A 14,460-nucleotide genomic window follows, 5' to 3' on the forward strand; every position below is an offset into this window, starting at 1 on the left:
CCATGAGCAGGCGTTTCAGATCAAGCGCGACGCTGGCGATCGTGCTTATGCTCGCCACCGCGAGAGCCGACGCCGCGGCCGACGTCGCGCATATCTTCTGGAAAGACTTGCGCCCGGCGACGCAGGCGGTCGCCGAGGACGCCAACCTGCCGATGATCGCGGCAAAACTGCCCGATCACGGTGAGACACTGTCGCTCAATCTGCAGGACAAGACCGTTCAATTGTCCGGCTACGCCTTGCCGGTCGATCGCGAGGGCGACCTCGTCTACCAGTTCCTGCTGGTGCCTTGGACCGGCGCCTGCAGCCACATGCCGACGCCGCCGCCGAACCAGATCGTGCTGGTAACGCCGGCGCATCCTTACAGGATGGCGGAGGCATACCAGCCGGTCTCCGTCACCGGCGTGCTGAAGCCCGGCATGGAGAAGAGCCAACTCTTCATCCTGGACGGCGTCTTGATCGTGCAGTCCGGCTATACCGTGCGCAAGGCCGAGGTGGCTGATGTCGACAGCGTGCCGGACGCCGTCACGCTCCCGGTCAACTCGCCGTGGAATTTCCTCAACAAAAAGAAGAACTAGGTCTCGCAACTTCGCGCATAGCGGGAAGCGCGAGCGCCGTGCTCAGGCCGCGTTGGCCCCCGACTCCTTGTCCAGGATCATGTAGTCGAGCGGGATCTCGGTCGTGTACTTGATCTGCTCCATGGCAAACGAGGACGACACGTCGCGGATCTCGATCTTGGCGATCAGCCGCTTGTAGAAGGCGTCGTAGGCGGCAATGTCGGGCACCACGACGCGCAAGAGGTAATCGACGTCGCCGCTCATGCGGTAGAACTCGACCACCTCCGGAAATTCCTGGATGACCTCGGAGAAGCGCCGCAGCCATTCATGGCTGTGCGAATTGGTGCGGATCGAAACGAAGACGGTGACGCGCACATTGACCTTCTCATGGTCGAGAATGGCCACGCGCCGCTGGATGACGCCCTCTTCCTCGAGCTTCTGGATGCGCCGCCAGCACGGCGTGGTCGACAGGCCGACTTTCTTGGCGACATCGGCGACCGCAAGCGTCGCGTCCTCCTGCAGGAGGCGAAGAATTTTTCTGTCTAGGCGGTCCATGGGAAGGCTCCAGCGGAATAGTTTGGCTATAATCCTTTTTATCAGGCCCTTTCACAAGAAAGAAATTCTGCCAATGCCGGCAAAAGCGAGTGATTTCTTGCAAGATGCCTAATTGAGGCGATAGCGGATTTCCGAGCGCAGGAATGGCAGCAAATCCATTTCAAACCACGGATTCTTCTTCAGCCAGCCGGTGTTTCGCCATGACGGATGCGGCAGCGGCAGCACTTTCGGCCCGGCTGCAGCATCCCAGACAGCGCGCCAGTTTCTGACCGTTTCCGTCAGCGACGGCCCACGCGCCGTGCCCATGTGCCAGGACTGCGCATAACCGCCGATCGTCAGCACCAGATCGATCTGCGGCATCAGCGCCATCAGATCGGCGCGCCAGGCGGTGGCGCATTCGCGCCGCGGCGGCAGGTCGGCGCCCTTGGTGTCCTGGCCCGGAAAGCAGAAACCCATCGGCACGATGGCGAATTTTTCCGTGTCGTAGAACTCGTCGGGGGTGACGCCGAGCCAGTTCCTCAAGCGATCCCCGGAAGCGTCGGTGAACGGCATGCCCGAGATGTGGACTTTCGTGCCCGGCGCCTGGCCGGCAAGCAGGATGCGGGCCTTCGACGAAGGCACAAGCACCGGGCGCGGCTGATGCGGCAGGGGCCGGCCGCGCGGCTGCTCGACACAGATGCGGCAAGCCCGCACCTTGGCGGCAAGGCTCTCCAGCGCTTCGCTCATGTCCGGCGGGTTCTCCAAAAACAAGCCTCAAGCAGCAGCGCTTGGCCGGCTGGAGAGCGCTGCGTGCCAGCGCAGCACATTCCCGCATTCCTCAGGCACCTTGATGCGTGCCGGCTTCATGAAATCGATGGCGATCAGCCCGGTGATGTCGGCGACCGAATAGGTGTCGCCGGCGGCAAATTCCCTATCCGCCAACTCCCGGTCGAGGAGATGCAGGAACTCGATGGCCTTCGGCTTGTTGGCCTCGCCCCATTCCGGGATCTGCGGCACCTCCCATTCCTTCATTGCCGGATGGATGTGCCGGAACGCGGCGGCCACGCAGCTCATCAGGTTTAGCTCCAGACGCCTTTGCCACATCTCCACCATGGCCTTGCCGAGCGCGCCTGTTCCGAACAGGGCGGGCTCGGGATGCAACTCCTCGAAATAACGGCAAATGGCGATGGATTCGGTGATGATGGTCCCGTCGTCGAGTTCGAGCACGGGCAGCCGCCGCAGCGCATTGCGCGACGCCACCGGCTCCTTGCGATGCTCCAGCGCGCCCATGTCCACGGGCACCAAAGGGACGGTTAGCCCCTTTTCAGCCAGGAAAACCCGAACCCGCCTGGGGTTGGGCGCCCGGCCGCCATCGAACAGCTTCATTCCAGTCTCCGATCTTCATGCCAATCTTAGGGCGTGCTGCAATGCATGTCGCCCAAAACTGCATAGCGGTTTGGCAAGACCACATCTTGGCAAACAGAGCATCCCCCGAAGCGGGCATCACCAGAAACGAACAAGCTCACGCAACGCATCGCCGAGCGAAGCCAGTGCGCCGTGCTTCCTTTCGACGGGTTGATTGTGATGGCTGTCGCGCCAGTCCTGCGGCTGATCGAAGGAGCCAGCCCAGATGCCCACCTTGGCAGCCCGGGCGACGGCCTCCTCGGTTTCGAAGTCGCCGAAGGCGACGGCCCATCCGGACTGTACCTGCGCGCGGTTGAGGTGCGTGTCGCCCGCCTTGCAGTCGCCGAGCAACCGGCCGTAGCGGTCGCGCTGCCAGCCGGTGCAGGAGACCGGCCTGTCGGCGATCAGCCGCACCAGCGACTGCCGCGCGAGCTTGCCGCAGGCATAGTCGGCTCCGTCCTTGCGGCACGTCTGTGTGTATTCCGGCGCGTCGATGCCGCGCATGCGGATGCGCTCGGCGCCAAGCGTGATCGAATCACCGTCCTTGACGATGGCCGTGCCTTGCTCCTGTCGCATCTCGAACCGGTCGAGCCGCGCCGCCACCAGGATGGATAGGCCAAGCAGGACCACGGCCAGCCCGTAATCCAGAAGCCTGCGCAAAAGGCTTCGCGGAGGCCGCGGAACATAGCGCCGGCGCGGTCTTCGCGACCAGGAACGGCTCATATGGCAAACAGTCTCTTAATCATTCGAACGTAGCTTAACGAACTGAAAATCGCTGCGCGCAGAAATTGAACTTGCATGCCTTTGCTACGCTCGGACACAGCGGACAAATTCATTGTGGACCGCAGGAAACCGCATCGCAACAGCGATGTGGCTCGCGCGGTGCGCAGGACGCGTGACCGTCTTTCGCAGCAGGCCGGCAGCCTCGATTTCGACCGCGAACTGCTCAAGCTGCATGCACGCGCCATGGTGGTCAGTGCGGCGGCGATTCCTCTGCTTGTGCTTGTAGTAGCGGCCATCGGCCGCTTCGCGAGCCTGGGCAACCAGGTCGCCGTCTGGGCTCTCTTCATGCTGCTTTGCTACGCTATCGTCACTTTCATGGCGCGGCGCGTCGAGCGCGCGGAAGCGGCCGAGCTCGACCCTGTGCAGACGCGCCGCGATTTCCTGATCGGCCATTCGCTCTGCAGCCTCGGCTGGGCCTGGTTCGCCTGGCTGGGCTGCGCCACATGCCAGGTCGACCAGTTCCATGTCGTCAAGGCCATGGTGCTCCTGGTCGCCATGGCGACGACTGCGGTGATGGCATCGTCGCTGGGCGGCGCGCTACTGGCGACCTTCGCCGTTCCCGTGGCGGTCTATGTCTATGCCGTCCTGCGCCTGTGGATGCCGATCGAAGGGATCATGGCGGCGCTTCTGGTCGCTGCCCTGCCCTTCTTCGGCTACGTCGCGCGCCATCTCAACCAGTCATCCTGGATGCTGCTCTCCTTCCGCTCCGAGAAGGACGCGCTGATCGCCGAGGTGGAGACTGCCAAATCCATGTCCGACGAGGCCAGGCGCCGTGCCGAGGACGCCAATCTGGCGAAGTCGCGCTTCCTCGCTTCGATGAGCCATGAGCTCCGGACGCCGCTCAACGCCATCCTCGGTTTCTCCGAAGTGATGGCCAATGAAGTGCTCGGGCCGATGAACAACCCGACCTATCGTGATTACGCGCGTGATGTGCACGAATCCGGCCAGCATCTGCTCGATCTGATCAATGAGATCCTCGACCTGTCGCGCATCGAGGCCGGCCGCTACCAGCTCAACGAGGAGCCGGTGGCGCTGGTGACGATCGTCGAAGATTGCTGCCATATGATGGAACTGAGAGCCCGCAACAAGGACATCCGCGTCATCCAGGAGTTCGAGACCGCGCTGCCGCGCCTGTTCGGCGACGAGCGTGCCATCCGGCAGATCGCGCTCAATCTGCTGTCCAATGCCATCAAGTTCACGCCGTCGGGTGGCGAAGTGCGTGTGCGCGTCGGCTGGACGGCGGGCGGCGGTCAGTACATCTCGGTCAAGGACAACGGTCCCGGCATTCCGGAAGAGGAAATCCCAGTGGTGCTTTCCGCCTTCGGCCAGGGCTCGATCGCCATCAAGAGCGCCGAACAGGGAACGGGCCTCGGACTGCCGATCGTGCAGGGTCTGCTCGACATGCATGGCGGCGAGTTCGAGCTGCACTCCAAGCTGCGCGAAGGCACCGAGGCCATCGCCATCTTCCCGCTGAGCCGAGTGATGGAGGAATTGCCCGCGCTGCCGACCAAGGCTGTCGCCGCCCGCCGGCGTTAGCTCCGGGACGCCGGTTGGACCCGAACCGCCGCCGCCATACCGGAGCTCGTGAGCGCCGCGGCCTTGACGAGACCGGTGGCAAGTCCAGCCCCAACTCCTTCGCCGTGACTGACAGCAAGATCGAGCAGTGGCTCGAGCCCAAGCCGTTCGGCGACTTTGGCTTGGCCCGGCTCCGGCGACAGGCTGGCAAGCAGGCAGTGGTCGATCGCGGAAGGATAGGCTTTGTGCAGAACCGCGGCGGCAGCCGTCGCGACGAACCCGTCGAGCAGCACAGGAATCTTCTGCATGCGGGCTGCGAGAATGGCGCCGCAGATTGCCGCGAGCTCGCGCCCGCCGACGCGGCGCAAGGCTTCGAGCGGATCGCCGAGACCGGCGCCGTGGAAAGCAAGCGCCCGGTCGACCGCTTCGGTCTTGCGCGCCATCATCGCCGTGTCCGCCCCCGATCCAGGTCCAACCCAGTCGGACCCCTTGCCGCCGAAGAGGGCAGCGCTGAGCGCGGCCGCGATGGTTGAATTGCCGACGCCCAGATCGCCAAGGCAAAGAAGATCGGCGCCGCCCGCGACCGCTTCCATGCCGAAGGCCATGGTGGCGGCGCAGCCGCGCTCGTCGAGGGCCGCTTCTTCCGTGATGTCCCCGGTCGGAATATCCAGCGCCAGGTCGAAGACCTTCAGGCCGAGATCGTTGGCGATGCAGATCTGATTGATCGCCGCACCTCCGGCGGCGCAGAGTTCGACGGCATTGGCGGTCGCCGAAACCGGCCGCGGCGAAATGCCATGCCGAACGGCACCGTGGTTGCCGGCAAAGATCGCCACAAGCGGACGATTGAGGGCCGGCGGCGCACGCCCGCTCCAAGCGGCGAGCCATGCCGCGACATCTTCAATCCGGCCAAGCGAGGCGTTCGGCTTGTCGGCCTTGGCAAACAGGGTGCGAACGCGGGTTTCGGCGGCGGCGTCCGCCGGCGGCAGCGTTGCCAGCAGAGTGCGGAAATCGTCGAAAGGCTTTGCGGTCATATCGAATGCGGTCTCTTTGCAGGAACAGCCAGCGGCATAGCCGCCTTCACCGCCTGGCACAACCGCCCGGCAATGCCGCGAAAGCGCCGGTCGGTGGCGCATCGCGAAGGGCTTGCATTGGCGTTGCGGTTGCACCATGTGGAGTGAAGGCAAGAGAACAGCATGACCGCCATCGAGTCTCCCTGCATACTCGTCTGTTCCATCGACATGAAAACCGGCTTCTGTTTCGGTTGCGGCCGCACGCGCGATGAGATCGCCGGGTGGATCGCGATGACGCCGGAAGTCCGGCGTGCAGTCATGGCCGAGTTGCCGGCGCGGCTGGAGACGGTCGAACGCCGGCCCCGCCGCGAGACGCGGCGCGCCCGCATGGCGCGCGAGCGCGGCGTGCTGTGAAAGAGCTGGCTGTAAGAAAGGGCTGGCCATGAATCGCCTGTTCTGGGTCGTCATGCTGGTGATCGGCGCCGGCTTGATCCTGCTGATGATGAATGATTCCGCCGGCCGCACCTTCGGCATCGAGAACAACGATTTCAGCAGGCTGATCTGGGTTGGAGTCCTGGTGGCGGTAATCGGCGCCAGCCTTATTCGCTCTGGCCGGCCGCTCGGTGACATGGCGCGCAACTTCGGCGTCTGGGCGGCAATCGTGCTGGCGCTGATCGCCGGCTACCAGTACCGCTACGAGCTGCAGGATGTTGTCAGCCGCGTCACCGCCGGCCTTGTTCCGGGAAGCCCCTTGGCGCTGGGCGTCGACAATGGCCGCGCCACCGTGACGCTCGACAAGGCCGGCAATGGCCATTTCGAGGCGCGAATCCTCGTCAACGGCAGGCCGGTGCGCACGGTGGTCGACACCGGCGCGACCAGCACGGTGCTTACGGCGGAGGACGCCCAGGCGGCCGGCTTCAACCCAGCGGCGCTCAGCTACACCGTGGACGTCTCGACTGCCAACGGCATGGCGCGTGCGGCAACGGTCAGGACCGACGAGATGGCGATCGGCGGCATCGTGCGCAAGGATATGCCGGTGATGGTCGCGGCGCCCGGCATGCTCGAGCAAAGCCTGCTCGGCATGAACTTCATCGGCTCGCTGTCGGGCTTCGAGGTGCGCGGTGACCGGATGATCCTGCGCGACTAGATTTCCCGATTGCGTCCAAAACAAACAGATGGAGCGGTTCGCCGGTGAAACGCTCTAGCCGCCCGATCCGCCTCAAGCGGCTTCGGTTTCCGCCGCCACGAAATCTATTGCCGCGAACGCCGTCTTCAGCACCTCTGGCCCGGCGCCGGGTCTGTTGGCGTCGGTGGACAAAGTCTGCCGGTAGCGGCGCGCGCCCGGGAGACCGTGGAACAGCCCGACCATATGGCGCGTGACATGGCCGAGCCGTCCGCCCTTCTCGATGTGGCGCGCGGCGTAAGCGGCCATGGCGTCCATCAGCGCCGCGTAGTCGAAAGCGACCGGCGCCTCGCCGTAAAATGTGGCATCGATCCCGGTGAGGATGCCGGGCGTATGATAGGCCGAGCGGCCGAGCATGGCGCCGTCGACATAAGCGAGGTGCGCCTCTGCCTGGTCAAGGGATTGAATGCCGCCGTTGATGCCGATGAATTGGTTCGCCATCCTGGCCTTGAGCCGATAGACGCGCGGATAGTCGAGCGGCGGGATCTCGCGGTTTTCCTTGGGACTAAACCCCTCCAGCCACGCCTTGCGGGCGTGCACCCAGAGCGCATCGGTGCCGGCCGTCAGCACGCCGTCTGCGAGCGTGTCGAGAGCGGGTTCGGGGTTCTGGTCATCGACGCCGATGCGGCATTTGACCGTGACGGGGATTGTCACCGCCGCCTTCATCGCCGCGATGCATTCGGCGACCAGCACCGGCGTCTTCATCAGGCAGGCGCCGAAAGTGCCCGACTGGACGCGGTCGGACGGACAGCCGACATTAAGATTGATTTCGTCGTAACCGAACGCCTCGCCGATCACCGCCGCTTCGGCAAGCTTTCGCGGATCCGAACCGCCAAGCTGAAGCGCAACCGGATGCTCGGCACCGTCGAAGCCGAGCAGGCGCTCGCGTGCGCCATGGATGACTGCGTCCGCCACCACCATTTCCGTGTAGAGCAACGTGCGACGCGTCAGCTGACGGTGAAAGAACCGGCAATGCCGGTCCGTCCAGTCCATCATTGGTGCTATGGCTATTCTGAAATCTTGATACTTCGACATTTTTTTGTTGTTTCAAAAATGTTGGGCCACGTCGTGTGTGGTCTTTTCCCCCACGGGACGGGCCGTTTTTCCGGTTTCCGATGCGTCCGTGCACACGGGGCGCAGACGAATTGGACACCTTCCCTAAACTAAAATCCGGCTCTTGGAGAGCCCAGGTTCGTCACGGGGCATCTCAAGAAAGGTTTTGCTCCGCAGGAACGCCGAGATCGGCGCACGATGCAGCGCCGATCTTTCGCGATCTGGTGGCGCTCCATCCGCCTGAAAAAGATGGGCATCAAAATCCTCGATCCAAGGACTTCTGTCGGTACCCGGTTTAGATTTCAACCGAACGTTGCGCGCCTTTTTTGGCGAGGAACAGCGCCATTTCTTCCGCAATTAGCGCCTGCTTATGGAACTTTCTGGCCGGTGTTCCATTGCAATCCCATGCAAGAATCTGTCCAGCGGATCCGGACGCGGGCACCGTCCCTACGCTACTCTTTGGTGCTGCCGATATACAATGAGGAGGAGGTGTTGCCCCGGCTGGTCGAGCGGATCAGCGCACTGACCGCAAAACTGGACGGAGACACCGAAGTCATCTTCGTCGACGACGGAAGCAGCGATCGAAGCGTGAGCTATTTGCGCGGCATGGTCGCCGCCGAACCGAGCTTCCGCCTGATCGAGCTCTCCCGCAACTTCGGCCACCAGATCGCCATCAGCGCCGGCATGGAAGCGGCCTCCGGCGAGGCCGTCATCGTCATGGACGCTGACCTGCAGGATCCCCCCGAGGTCGTTCTCGACCTGGTGGCGAAGTGGAAGGACGGCTTCGAGATCGTCTACGCAAGGCGCGTCAGCCGCAAGGGCGAAACCTGGTTCAAGCGCGTCACCGCCAGCCTGTTCTATCGGCTGCTGGAGAGGATGACACCGGTCGAGATCCCGCGCGATGTCGGAGACTTCCGCCTCGTCGGCCGGAAGGCGCTGGACACGTTCAAGCGCATGCCGGAGCACGACCGCTTCGTCAGGGGCATGTTCGGCTGGATGGGTTTCAAGCAGGCGGCGGTGCCGTTCGAGCGCCCGGCGCGGACGCTTGGTGAAACCAAATACCCGTTCTGGAAGATGATGCGGCTTGCCATCCATGGCATCATCGGCTTTTCGGAGCGGCCTCTGCAACTGGTGCTGTTGACCGGGTTGGCCATCTCCGCTCTCGCCCTGGCGTTCGGCGCATACGCCATCGCGGCCTGGATCCTCGAAACCGGCGTGATTGCCGGCTGGACATCGACGGTGGTGATCGTGTCGCTGCTAATCGGCATCAATCTTTTCATGACCGGCGTGATGGGCCTTTACGTCGGCAGCATCCATGCCGAGGTCAAACGGCGCCCGCTCTACGTTATCGAAAGGCTGAGTGGCTTCGACCGGCCGATGCGCGTCGCCTCCCGCGACAAGCGCGCTTCGTTTCGCAAGTCCAGGAACGGGGTCACGGCGGATGTCCGAACTCTTCGACAGCTATAGGTCCAGCTACAGTGAGGCAGTCGAGGGCTCGATCCGGTTCTCCGGGCTGCGCCATGATTTCTTCCTGCGTGCCAAGGCCGAGCTTCTGCGACGACTGGTCCTCGAGCAGGACCTCCGGCGGGGCGGCGCAGGCGTGCGCGCGCTCGATGTCGGTTGCGGCGTGGGCTCGCTTCATCCGCATCTCGCCGATGTCTTCGATCGACTCGACGGCTGCGACGTGTCGAAGGAATCACTCGCGCGTGCCAGCGCTGAGAACCCGCACGTCGCGTACAGCGTGTGCAACACCTCACGCCTGCCTTACGCGGATGGCATGTTCGACCTGGCCTTCGCCAGTTGCGTCGTCCACCACGTGCCGCCTCAGTCGTGGCTGGATTTCTTCCGCGAGATGCGGCGCGTCGTTCGGCGAGGCGGACTTGGCTGCATCATCGAGCACAATCCCTACAACCCGCTGACCCGTATGGCGGTGTTGAGATGTCCGTTCGACAAGGACGCCGTCCTGCTTCGCGCTGGCAAGGCGGCATCGCTGCTTGAGCAGGCGGGCTTCCGCGACGTGCACTGCGAGCATTTTCTGCTCCTGCCGTCGGCCAAGCCGCTTGCCCGGAAGCTGGAAGGCGCGCTCGCTTGGCTGCCGCTCGGAGCGCAGTATGCCTGTGTCGCCCGCGCCTGAGAATCGTCGCGTCGCCGGCACGAAGCTCCTAGGGCGCTTCGCTTCGGTCGGCCTTGTCGCCACAATCCTCTATGCCGTCCTGACTACAATCTTTGCCCGATCGAACTGGCTCGGGCTCGCGCCCGTCGAAGCCTCGCTCGCCGCTTACGCGGCCGCCGCCCTGTTTTCCTATCTGGCGCACAAATCCTTCACCTTCATGTCGGCCGGCTCGCACCGGTCGCAGGCGCCGCGTTTCGTGTTGCTGACCATTGCTGGCCTCGCTATGGCTTACGCGGCACCGTACCTGCTGACGGTGACATTCGGCCTGCCGCTTGCCGTTCCCGTTCTCCTCACTTCCTTGGCCATCCCAGCGCTTAACCTTCTTGTGCTCGATCGCTGGGTCTTTGTAGAGCGCCGCCTGCGCGATGACGGGCCCTCCTGAGGATCAAAGCGTGTCCAACCGAAAAGATCTCAGCTTGATGGCGCGGTTGTAGATGTTGCTCGCATCGGCGCTTTGCGGAATGCCGTCGGGATACTCGATGGCCATGTCCAGTGTCGCCTTGCCAGCCAGCACGGCGTGCGGAATGACGAAGGACACAGTTGTCGCCACATCGCCCGACAGCGTCCCCCGATACACCTCGGTCCCATTGGCCGACACGACGATCCTCTGCCAGGTCTGCGGCGGGCGAATAACGGCGGCCATTTCCAGCGTTGCCCGAAGCCCGTCGCGGAGCGGCGGCAGGGTAAGGCGCAGGCGAGAGCTCTCGCCCAGCGAATGGGTGCCGTCCGCTACTGGCCCCGACCAGCCGCAGACCATCATGGTGGTTGCTTCCCGGGCGCCGTCGGAGCGGAACGATACGGTCCGGCCTGGCGTGTAGCGCCCCACGGCGTCCCGGTTGAGGCATGTGGTGGTCTTGTCGATGTAATAGGCGCGGTAATCGTCGCTGACATTCGGGCTGAGGGCAAGCGCCAGGATGGCGATCTCGGCTGCCGCAAGTGCGCCCGCCAGCGCGTAGCCGGCACCCAGGATTACCGGCCTGGTCGATTCCGTCAGCTCAGACCAGCGCAAGATAGCCTCCAAGCCAGGCCACGGTCATGAAGTAGCAGGTGAAGAGGAAGACAATCAGCGCAGCGACCAATGTCGCCTTCGAGCCCGACAACAGCACCGCCGTCAGCATCGTCAGCGGCGCGAGGCCGACGACATAGCGGACCATCGAAGCCAGATTCGAGGTCAAAGGCAGGATGATGGCCATGGCGCAGAACAGGGCCGCGCCAATTTGCCTGCGCGCCGCGAGCACCGCCGCCAGCGCCAGTCCCACGATTGCCGTCGACGCGCTCCATTGCGGCGCACTGGGCCACCAACCGGCCCCGGGGTGATAGGACAGCCCCGCCCAGAGGAACAGCAGCGGGTTGCCGGCCACGCGCCCGAACGCGCGCTGGACATGCACGAAGGCAAAGCCGTCCCCGACCGTGACGTAAAGGTAGAGCATGTAGGCGAACAGGCCGGCGGGCGAGATGAGTATGGCGATGATGAGATCCGGCCGGCCGAGCAGCCAGCGTGGGAAGCCGATGGCCGACCCGCCCTTGGCGCGATGCTCCTCAAACATGCGAATGACGATCGCGAACACGGCCAGCACGCCGACGACCCGCGTTGCCGAGAGCAGCGCGCAAGACAACCCCGCGGCGAGATGGTTCGAGCGTTTGAGCGCCAGGAAGAGGCAGGACGTCAAAAGCACGAAGAGCGGCTCGGTGAGGAAGGTGGCAAAATAAAACGAGAACGGGCCGCTCAGCAGGAAGGCGCAATAAAGCACATAGGCCCGCATGTTCCTGTCCATGAGCGACCATGCCACCAGGCACGAGACATAGCCGCACGCCAGCGATGCCGCCGTCGCAATCGCGATCGTGGAGAGGGGCAGAATCGTGCGGACCGCCGCCACCAGCATCGGATAAAGCGGAAAGAACCCCCAGCGCCCGACATTGCTGCGGCCAGGAATGGGAAAGCGCTCATAGCCCTGTTCGGAAATGCCGACATACCAGGAGCAATCCCATTTGCAGAAGGCGCGGGCATAGGCCGCTAGGCTCGGATCCGGCGACACCGATGCGAATGCGGCGTAGCGGATGACAAGACCGCTCAACAAAAACAGCAGCGGCACTGCCGCCACCGCGATCACCGTGAGGCGAATGCCGCTCTTCGCACGCGCCACATCAACTGCCAAATCCGCCTCCAACCGCCCGGATGGCATCCGCGTCGTGCCGGCATCCCTCGCCAACACGCCTCTCGGTCCAACGCTGCATACCTAAAGGGGCGGTGGGATTTTTAGTTCCGCTGCACGATATTCCAGCCGGCATGGCATCCGGTGGACAATCTGCCGGTAGAGCGCCGCCGGCGATAGGCCGTGGAAACAGTCCGAACATGTATATGGCGTGTGGCACAACCAGCGCCCACCATTCACGATCCGAACGCGCTGCGTAGCGGCCATCGCGTCCAGCACTGCCGCGTACTTAGCCGACGCCGAGGTTTGACTTCCGTCGCAACCGAACGCGTTGTGATCACCCTCGCTTCGACAAGCTTTCGCGGCTCCGAGTTTTATTGCTGCGCAACGGGATGCTCGGAATCCTCGAATCCAAGCAGGCCCGCCTCGCCCTGGATGACGCCGTCGCGACCACACTCGGTGTAGAGCGGCGCGCGGCGCGTCAGCTGACGGTGAAAGGACCGCGCGACCGCCCCATCCACCAATGGTGTGCGTCGCAAGCATTGGTTGCAAAGCCTTTTTCAGGTGTTTCCGCTCTACCTTCATCCAGATTCGGTAGATGCTGGCGACAACATTCTTCAAATAGTTGAAAAGAGCAGGGACAAAGGTCCCACACTCGGTTGGACCATTTTTGCTTCACAATTTTTCCAAAAAAGCAACAGTACGAGTTTAAGTTTCCACAAATAAGAGTAAACTTTTCGTGCTCATGTTCTGAGCGGGAGGCGTTACAGGCAGTCAATAGCCTGTTGAAGAGGGGCGGGTTGAGTATGCCCTTATCATCAATCCTTGGTGCCCGCTGTTGGTGGGTTACCGATGCGCATAGGACGCATCCGCCCAGAATTGCCTGACGGGGCAAGGAGCGGGGAAGCGGCGGTCCCCTCAACACCCTCTACCCCGGGTTAAGCCGATAACTCCAGTTTCGTTCAACGATGACGCGCGGCACCGGCTCCGCTGGTGGATGCGCGCCCATGCGGCCGGCTGCCAGCGTTGGGGCTGATTTCGCGCCTGTCGCATTGAAACCAGGGAGAGTTTCAATGGCACTCGACATCACTGCTCAAGACATCATCATCGACGAGACCACGGGTCTTCAGGGTGACGACATCAATCCCATCGGCAACAATGACCCCACTTTGGCCTATCTCCTAAGTCGCGACAGTTCGGGCGGACTGACCTCACCGGAGGTCGCCTTCCAATCCAATTTCGTGGTAGCCACGGCGAACGCAGGGGAAACCATCACCTCGGTCGTTCTTACCCAGAATTCCTCAGGAACGCCGTTTTCCACCACCGTTGGCGTCAACAGCGGCATTAGAACGGTGGATGGCAACTATGTTTGGCTGTTCCAGGACCCGACGCATTCAAACGTCGTGATCGGCGTCATCGGCACTTCCAGTGCGGCCACCATGCCCGCCGCGACCGGGGATCTCGCCTTCTCGTTTGGACTGGTCAGCACCAGCGCAACAAACGCAGATTTGTACCTAGTCCAGTATGTGCCGTTGCTCCATCCGGACGCGAACGACCCGAACGACCAGATCGATCTGCTCAACAAGGTGTACGCATCGGTCACCGGCACCACCGTGCTCAATTTCAGCCAGCTCGGCGACGCCCCTCCCGGACACAACAATTGGTATATCCTCGACGCCGACACGGCGAGCACACAGAAAATTCTGGTCACGGCTCACGACGGCACTACGCAGGCTGAAGTCAATGTCAGCACGCAAGGTCTGGGTGTCTCTTCTCAGGACGTGCGCTTCGGCCGTGAACTTCAGATCGACCTGATCAGTGGCGGCACCCAAAGTGCAGGCAAGAACTTTACCAACTCGCCGCTGGCGCCCAACTACACAGGCCACATCGAGAACGTCTCCGGCGCCGGTTTCTCGATTTCGCAGTCCACGCCTACTAGGTCCAATCTACATTCAGGATTCTCAACGCGGTTTGGCGTTGATTCATTGCGTTCCGAGGGTTCTGATTCGGAGCGCGACGGATGGCCAAACGGTACGAACTGACGAACGTCCAGTGGGCGCGCATCGCTGCGCTGTTGCCGGGTAAGGCGGGTGATCCG

15 protein-coding genes and 1 pseudogene are annotated in these 14,460 nt (G+C 63.1%); 8 read left to right on the top strand and 8 right to left on the bottom strand.

The window, feature by feature from the left end:
- The first annotated feature begins 2 nt into the window (after nt 1-2).
- Nucleotides 3-575: a DUF3299 domain-containing protein gene (locus EOD29_RS25445; RefSeq protein WP_066992741.1), complete on the top strand. Its 573-nt coding sequence runs from the start codon at nt 3-5 to the stop codon at nt 573-575.
- A gap of 42 nt (nt 576-617) precedes the next feature.
- On the opposite strand, the gene EOD29_RS25450 is transcribed toward EOD29_RS25445, so the two are convergent.
- From EOD29_RS25450 to EOD29_RS25465, 4 genes and pseudogenes are all read right to left on the bottom strand, one after another.
- Complete coding sequence (locus tag EOD29_RS25450; RefSeq protein WP_067319982.1) at nt 618-1,109, bottom strand: Lrp/AsnC family transcriptional regulator; 492 nt, start codon at nt 1,107-1,109, stop codon at nt 618-620.
- 108 nt (nt 1,110-1,217) lie between these two features.
- Nucleotides 1,218-1,923 (bottom strand): annotated as a pseudogene (locus EOD29_RS25455) (uracil-DNA glycosylase family protein).
- On the bottom strand, nt 1,863-2,474 hold the full coding sequence (locus tag EOD29_RS25460; protein WP_127217308.1) for a glutathione S-transferase: 612 nt from the start codon (nt 2,472-2,474) through the stop codon (nt 1,863-1,865). The pseudogene EOD29_RS25455 and the gene EOD29_RS25460 overlap by 61 nt, the downstream one beginning before the upstream one ends.
- A 117-nt stretch (nt 2,475-2,591) precedes the next feature.
- Nucleotides 2,592-3,215, bottom strand: coding sequence for a thermonuclease family protein (locus EOD29_RS25465; RefSeq protein WP_127248258.1), 624 nt, complete (start codon nt 3,213-3,215; stop codon nt 2,592-2,594).
- 75 nt (nt 3,216-3,290) lie between these two features.
- On the opposite strand from EOD29_RS25465, the gene EOD29_RS25470 reads away from it, so the two are divergent.
- Nucleotides 3,291-4,811: a HAMP domain-containing sensor histidine kinase gene (locus tag EOD29_RS25470; RefSeq protein WP_127248259.1), complete on the top strand. Its 1,521-nt coding sequence runs from the start codon at nt 3,291-3,293 to the stop codon at nt 4,809-4,811.
- Here EOD29_RS25470 and EOD29_RS25475 read toward each other — a convergent pair.
- Nucleotides 4,808-5,821, bottom strand: coding sequence for a nicotinate-nucleotide--dimethylbenzimidazole phosphoribosyltransferase (locus EOD29_RS25475; RefSeq protein ID WP_127248260.1), 1,014 nt, complete (start codon nt 5,819-5,821; stop codon nt 4,808-4,810). The two genes, EOD29_RS25470 and EOD29_RS25475, sit on opposite strands and share 4 nt — an antisense overlap.
- Before the next feature lie 162 nt (nt 5,822-5,983).
- On the opposite strand from EOD29_RS25475, the gene EOD29_RS25480 reads away from it, so the two are divergent.
- Nucleotides 5,984-6,214, top strand: coding sequence for a DUF1289 domain-containing protein (locus EOD29_RS25480; RefSeq protein WP_066992723.1), 231 nt, complete (start codon nt 5,984-5,986; stop codon nt 6,212-6,214).
- Nucleotides 6,215-6,242: 28 nt separating this feature from the next.
- Nucleotides 6,243-6,947, top strand: a complete 705-nt coding sequence (locus EOD29_RS25485; RefSeq protein WP_127248261.1) for a TIGR02281 family clan AA aspartic protease — start codon at nt 6,243-6,245, stop codon at nt 6,945-6,947.
- A 72-nt stretch (nt 6,948-7,019) separates the two neighbouring features.
- Here EOD29_RS25485 and dusA read toward each other — a convergent pair whose 3' ends face one another.
- Nucleotides 7,020-8,018: a tRNA dihydrouridine(20/20a) synthase DusA gene (dusA, locus tag EOD29_RS25490; RefSeq protein ID WP_127248262.1), complete on the bottom strand. Its 999-nt coding sequence runs from the start codon at nt 8,016-8,018 to the stop codon at nt 7,020-7,022.
- A gap of 423 nt (nt 8,019-8,441) precedes the next feature.
- Here dusA and EOD29_RS25495 point away from each other — a divergent pair, with 423 nt between their 5' ends.
- The 3 genes from EOD29_RS25495 to EOD29_RS25505 are packed head-to-tail and all read left to right on the top strand — an operon-like array spanning nt 8,442 to nt 10,591.
- Nucleotides 8,442-9,503 carry a glycosyltransferase family 2 protein gene (locus tag EOD29_RS25495; RefSeq protein WP_095800741.1) on the top strand — a complete coding sequence of 354 codons (1,062 nt, stop codon included), beginning with the start codon at nt 8,442-8,444 and terminating at the stop codon, nt 9,501-9,503.
- Entirely contained in the window at nt 9,478-10,170 is a 693-nt protein-coding gene (locus EOD29_RS25500) for a class I SAM-dependent methyltransferase (protein WP_127216966.1), read from the top strand. The genes EOD29_RS25495 and EOD29_RS25500 overlap by 26 nt, the downstream gene beginning before the upstream one ends.
- Nucleotides 10,148-10,591 carry a GtrA family protein gene (locus EOD29_RS25505; RefSeq protein WP_127248263.1) on the top strand — a complete coding sequence of 148 codons (444 nt, stop codon included), beginning with the start codon at nt 10,148-10,150 and terminating at the stop codon, nt 10,589-10,591. Before EOD29_RS25500 ends, EOD29_RS25505 begins: the two co-directional genes overlap by 23 nt.
- Before the next feature lie 3 nt (nt 10,592-10,594).
- On the opposite strand, the gene EOD29_RS25510 is transcribed toward EOD29_RS25505, so the two are convergent.
- Together EOD29_RS25510 and EOD29_RS25515 are read right to left on the bottom strand one after the other, a co-directional pair.
- Complete coding sequence (locus tag EOD29_RS25510; RefSeq protein WP_245322431.1) at nt 10,595-11,218, bottom strand: hypothetical protein; 624 nt, start codon at nt 11,216-11,218, stop codon at nt 10,595-10,597.
- Complete coding sequence (locus EOD29_RS25515) at nt 11,205-12,365, bottom strand: hypothetical protein (RefSeq protein WP_245475421.1); 1,161 nt, start codon at nt 12,363-12,365, stop codon at nt 11,205-11,207. Before EOD29_RS25515 ends, EOD29_RS25510 begins: the two co-directional genes overlap by 14 nt.
- Before the next feature lie 1,070 nt (nt 12,366-13,435).
- Here EOD29_RS25515 and EOD29_RS25520 point away from each other — a divergent pair.
- On the top strand, nt 13,436-14,404 hold the full coding sequence (locus tag EOD29_RS25520) for a hypothetical protein (protein ID WP_245475422.1): 969 nt from the start codon (nt 13,436-13,438) through the stop codon (nt 14,402-14,404).
- Nucleotides 14,405-14,460 lie beyond the last annotated feature (56 nt).

The sequence above is a fragment of the Mesorhizobium sp. M1A.T.Ca.IN.004.03.1.1 genome (assembly GCF_003997555.1).
GTDB lineage: Bacteria > Pseudomonadota > Alphaproteobacteria > Rhizobiales > Rhizobiaceae > Mesorhizobium.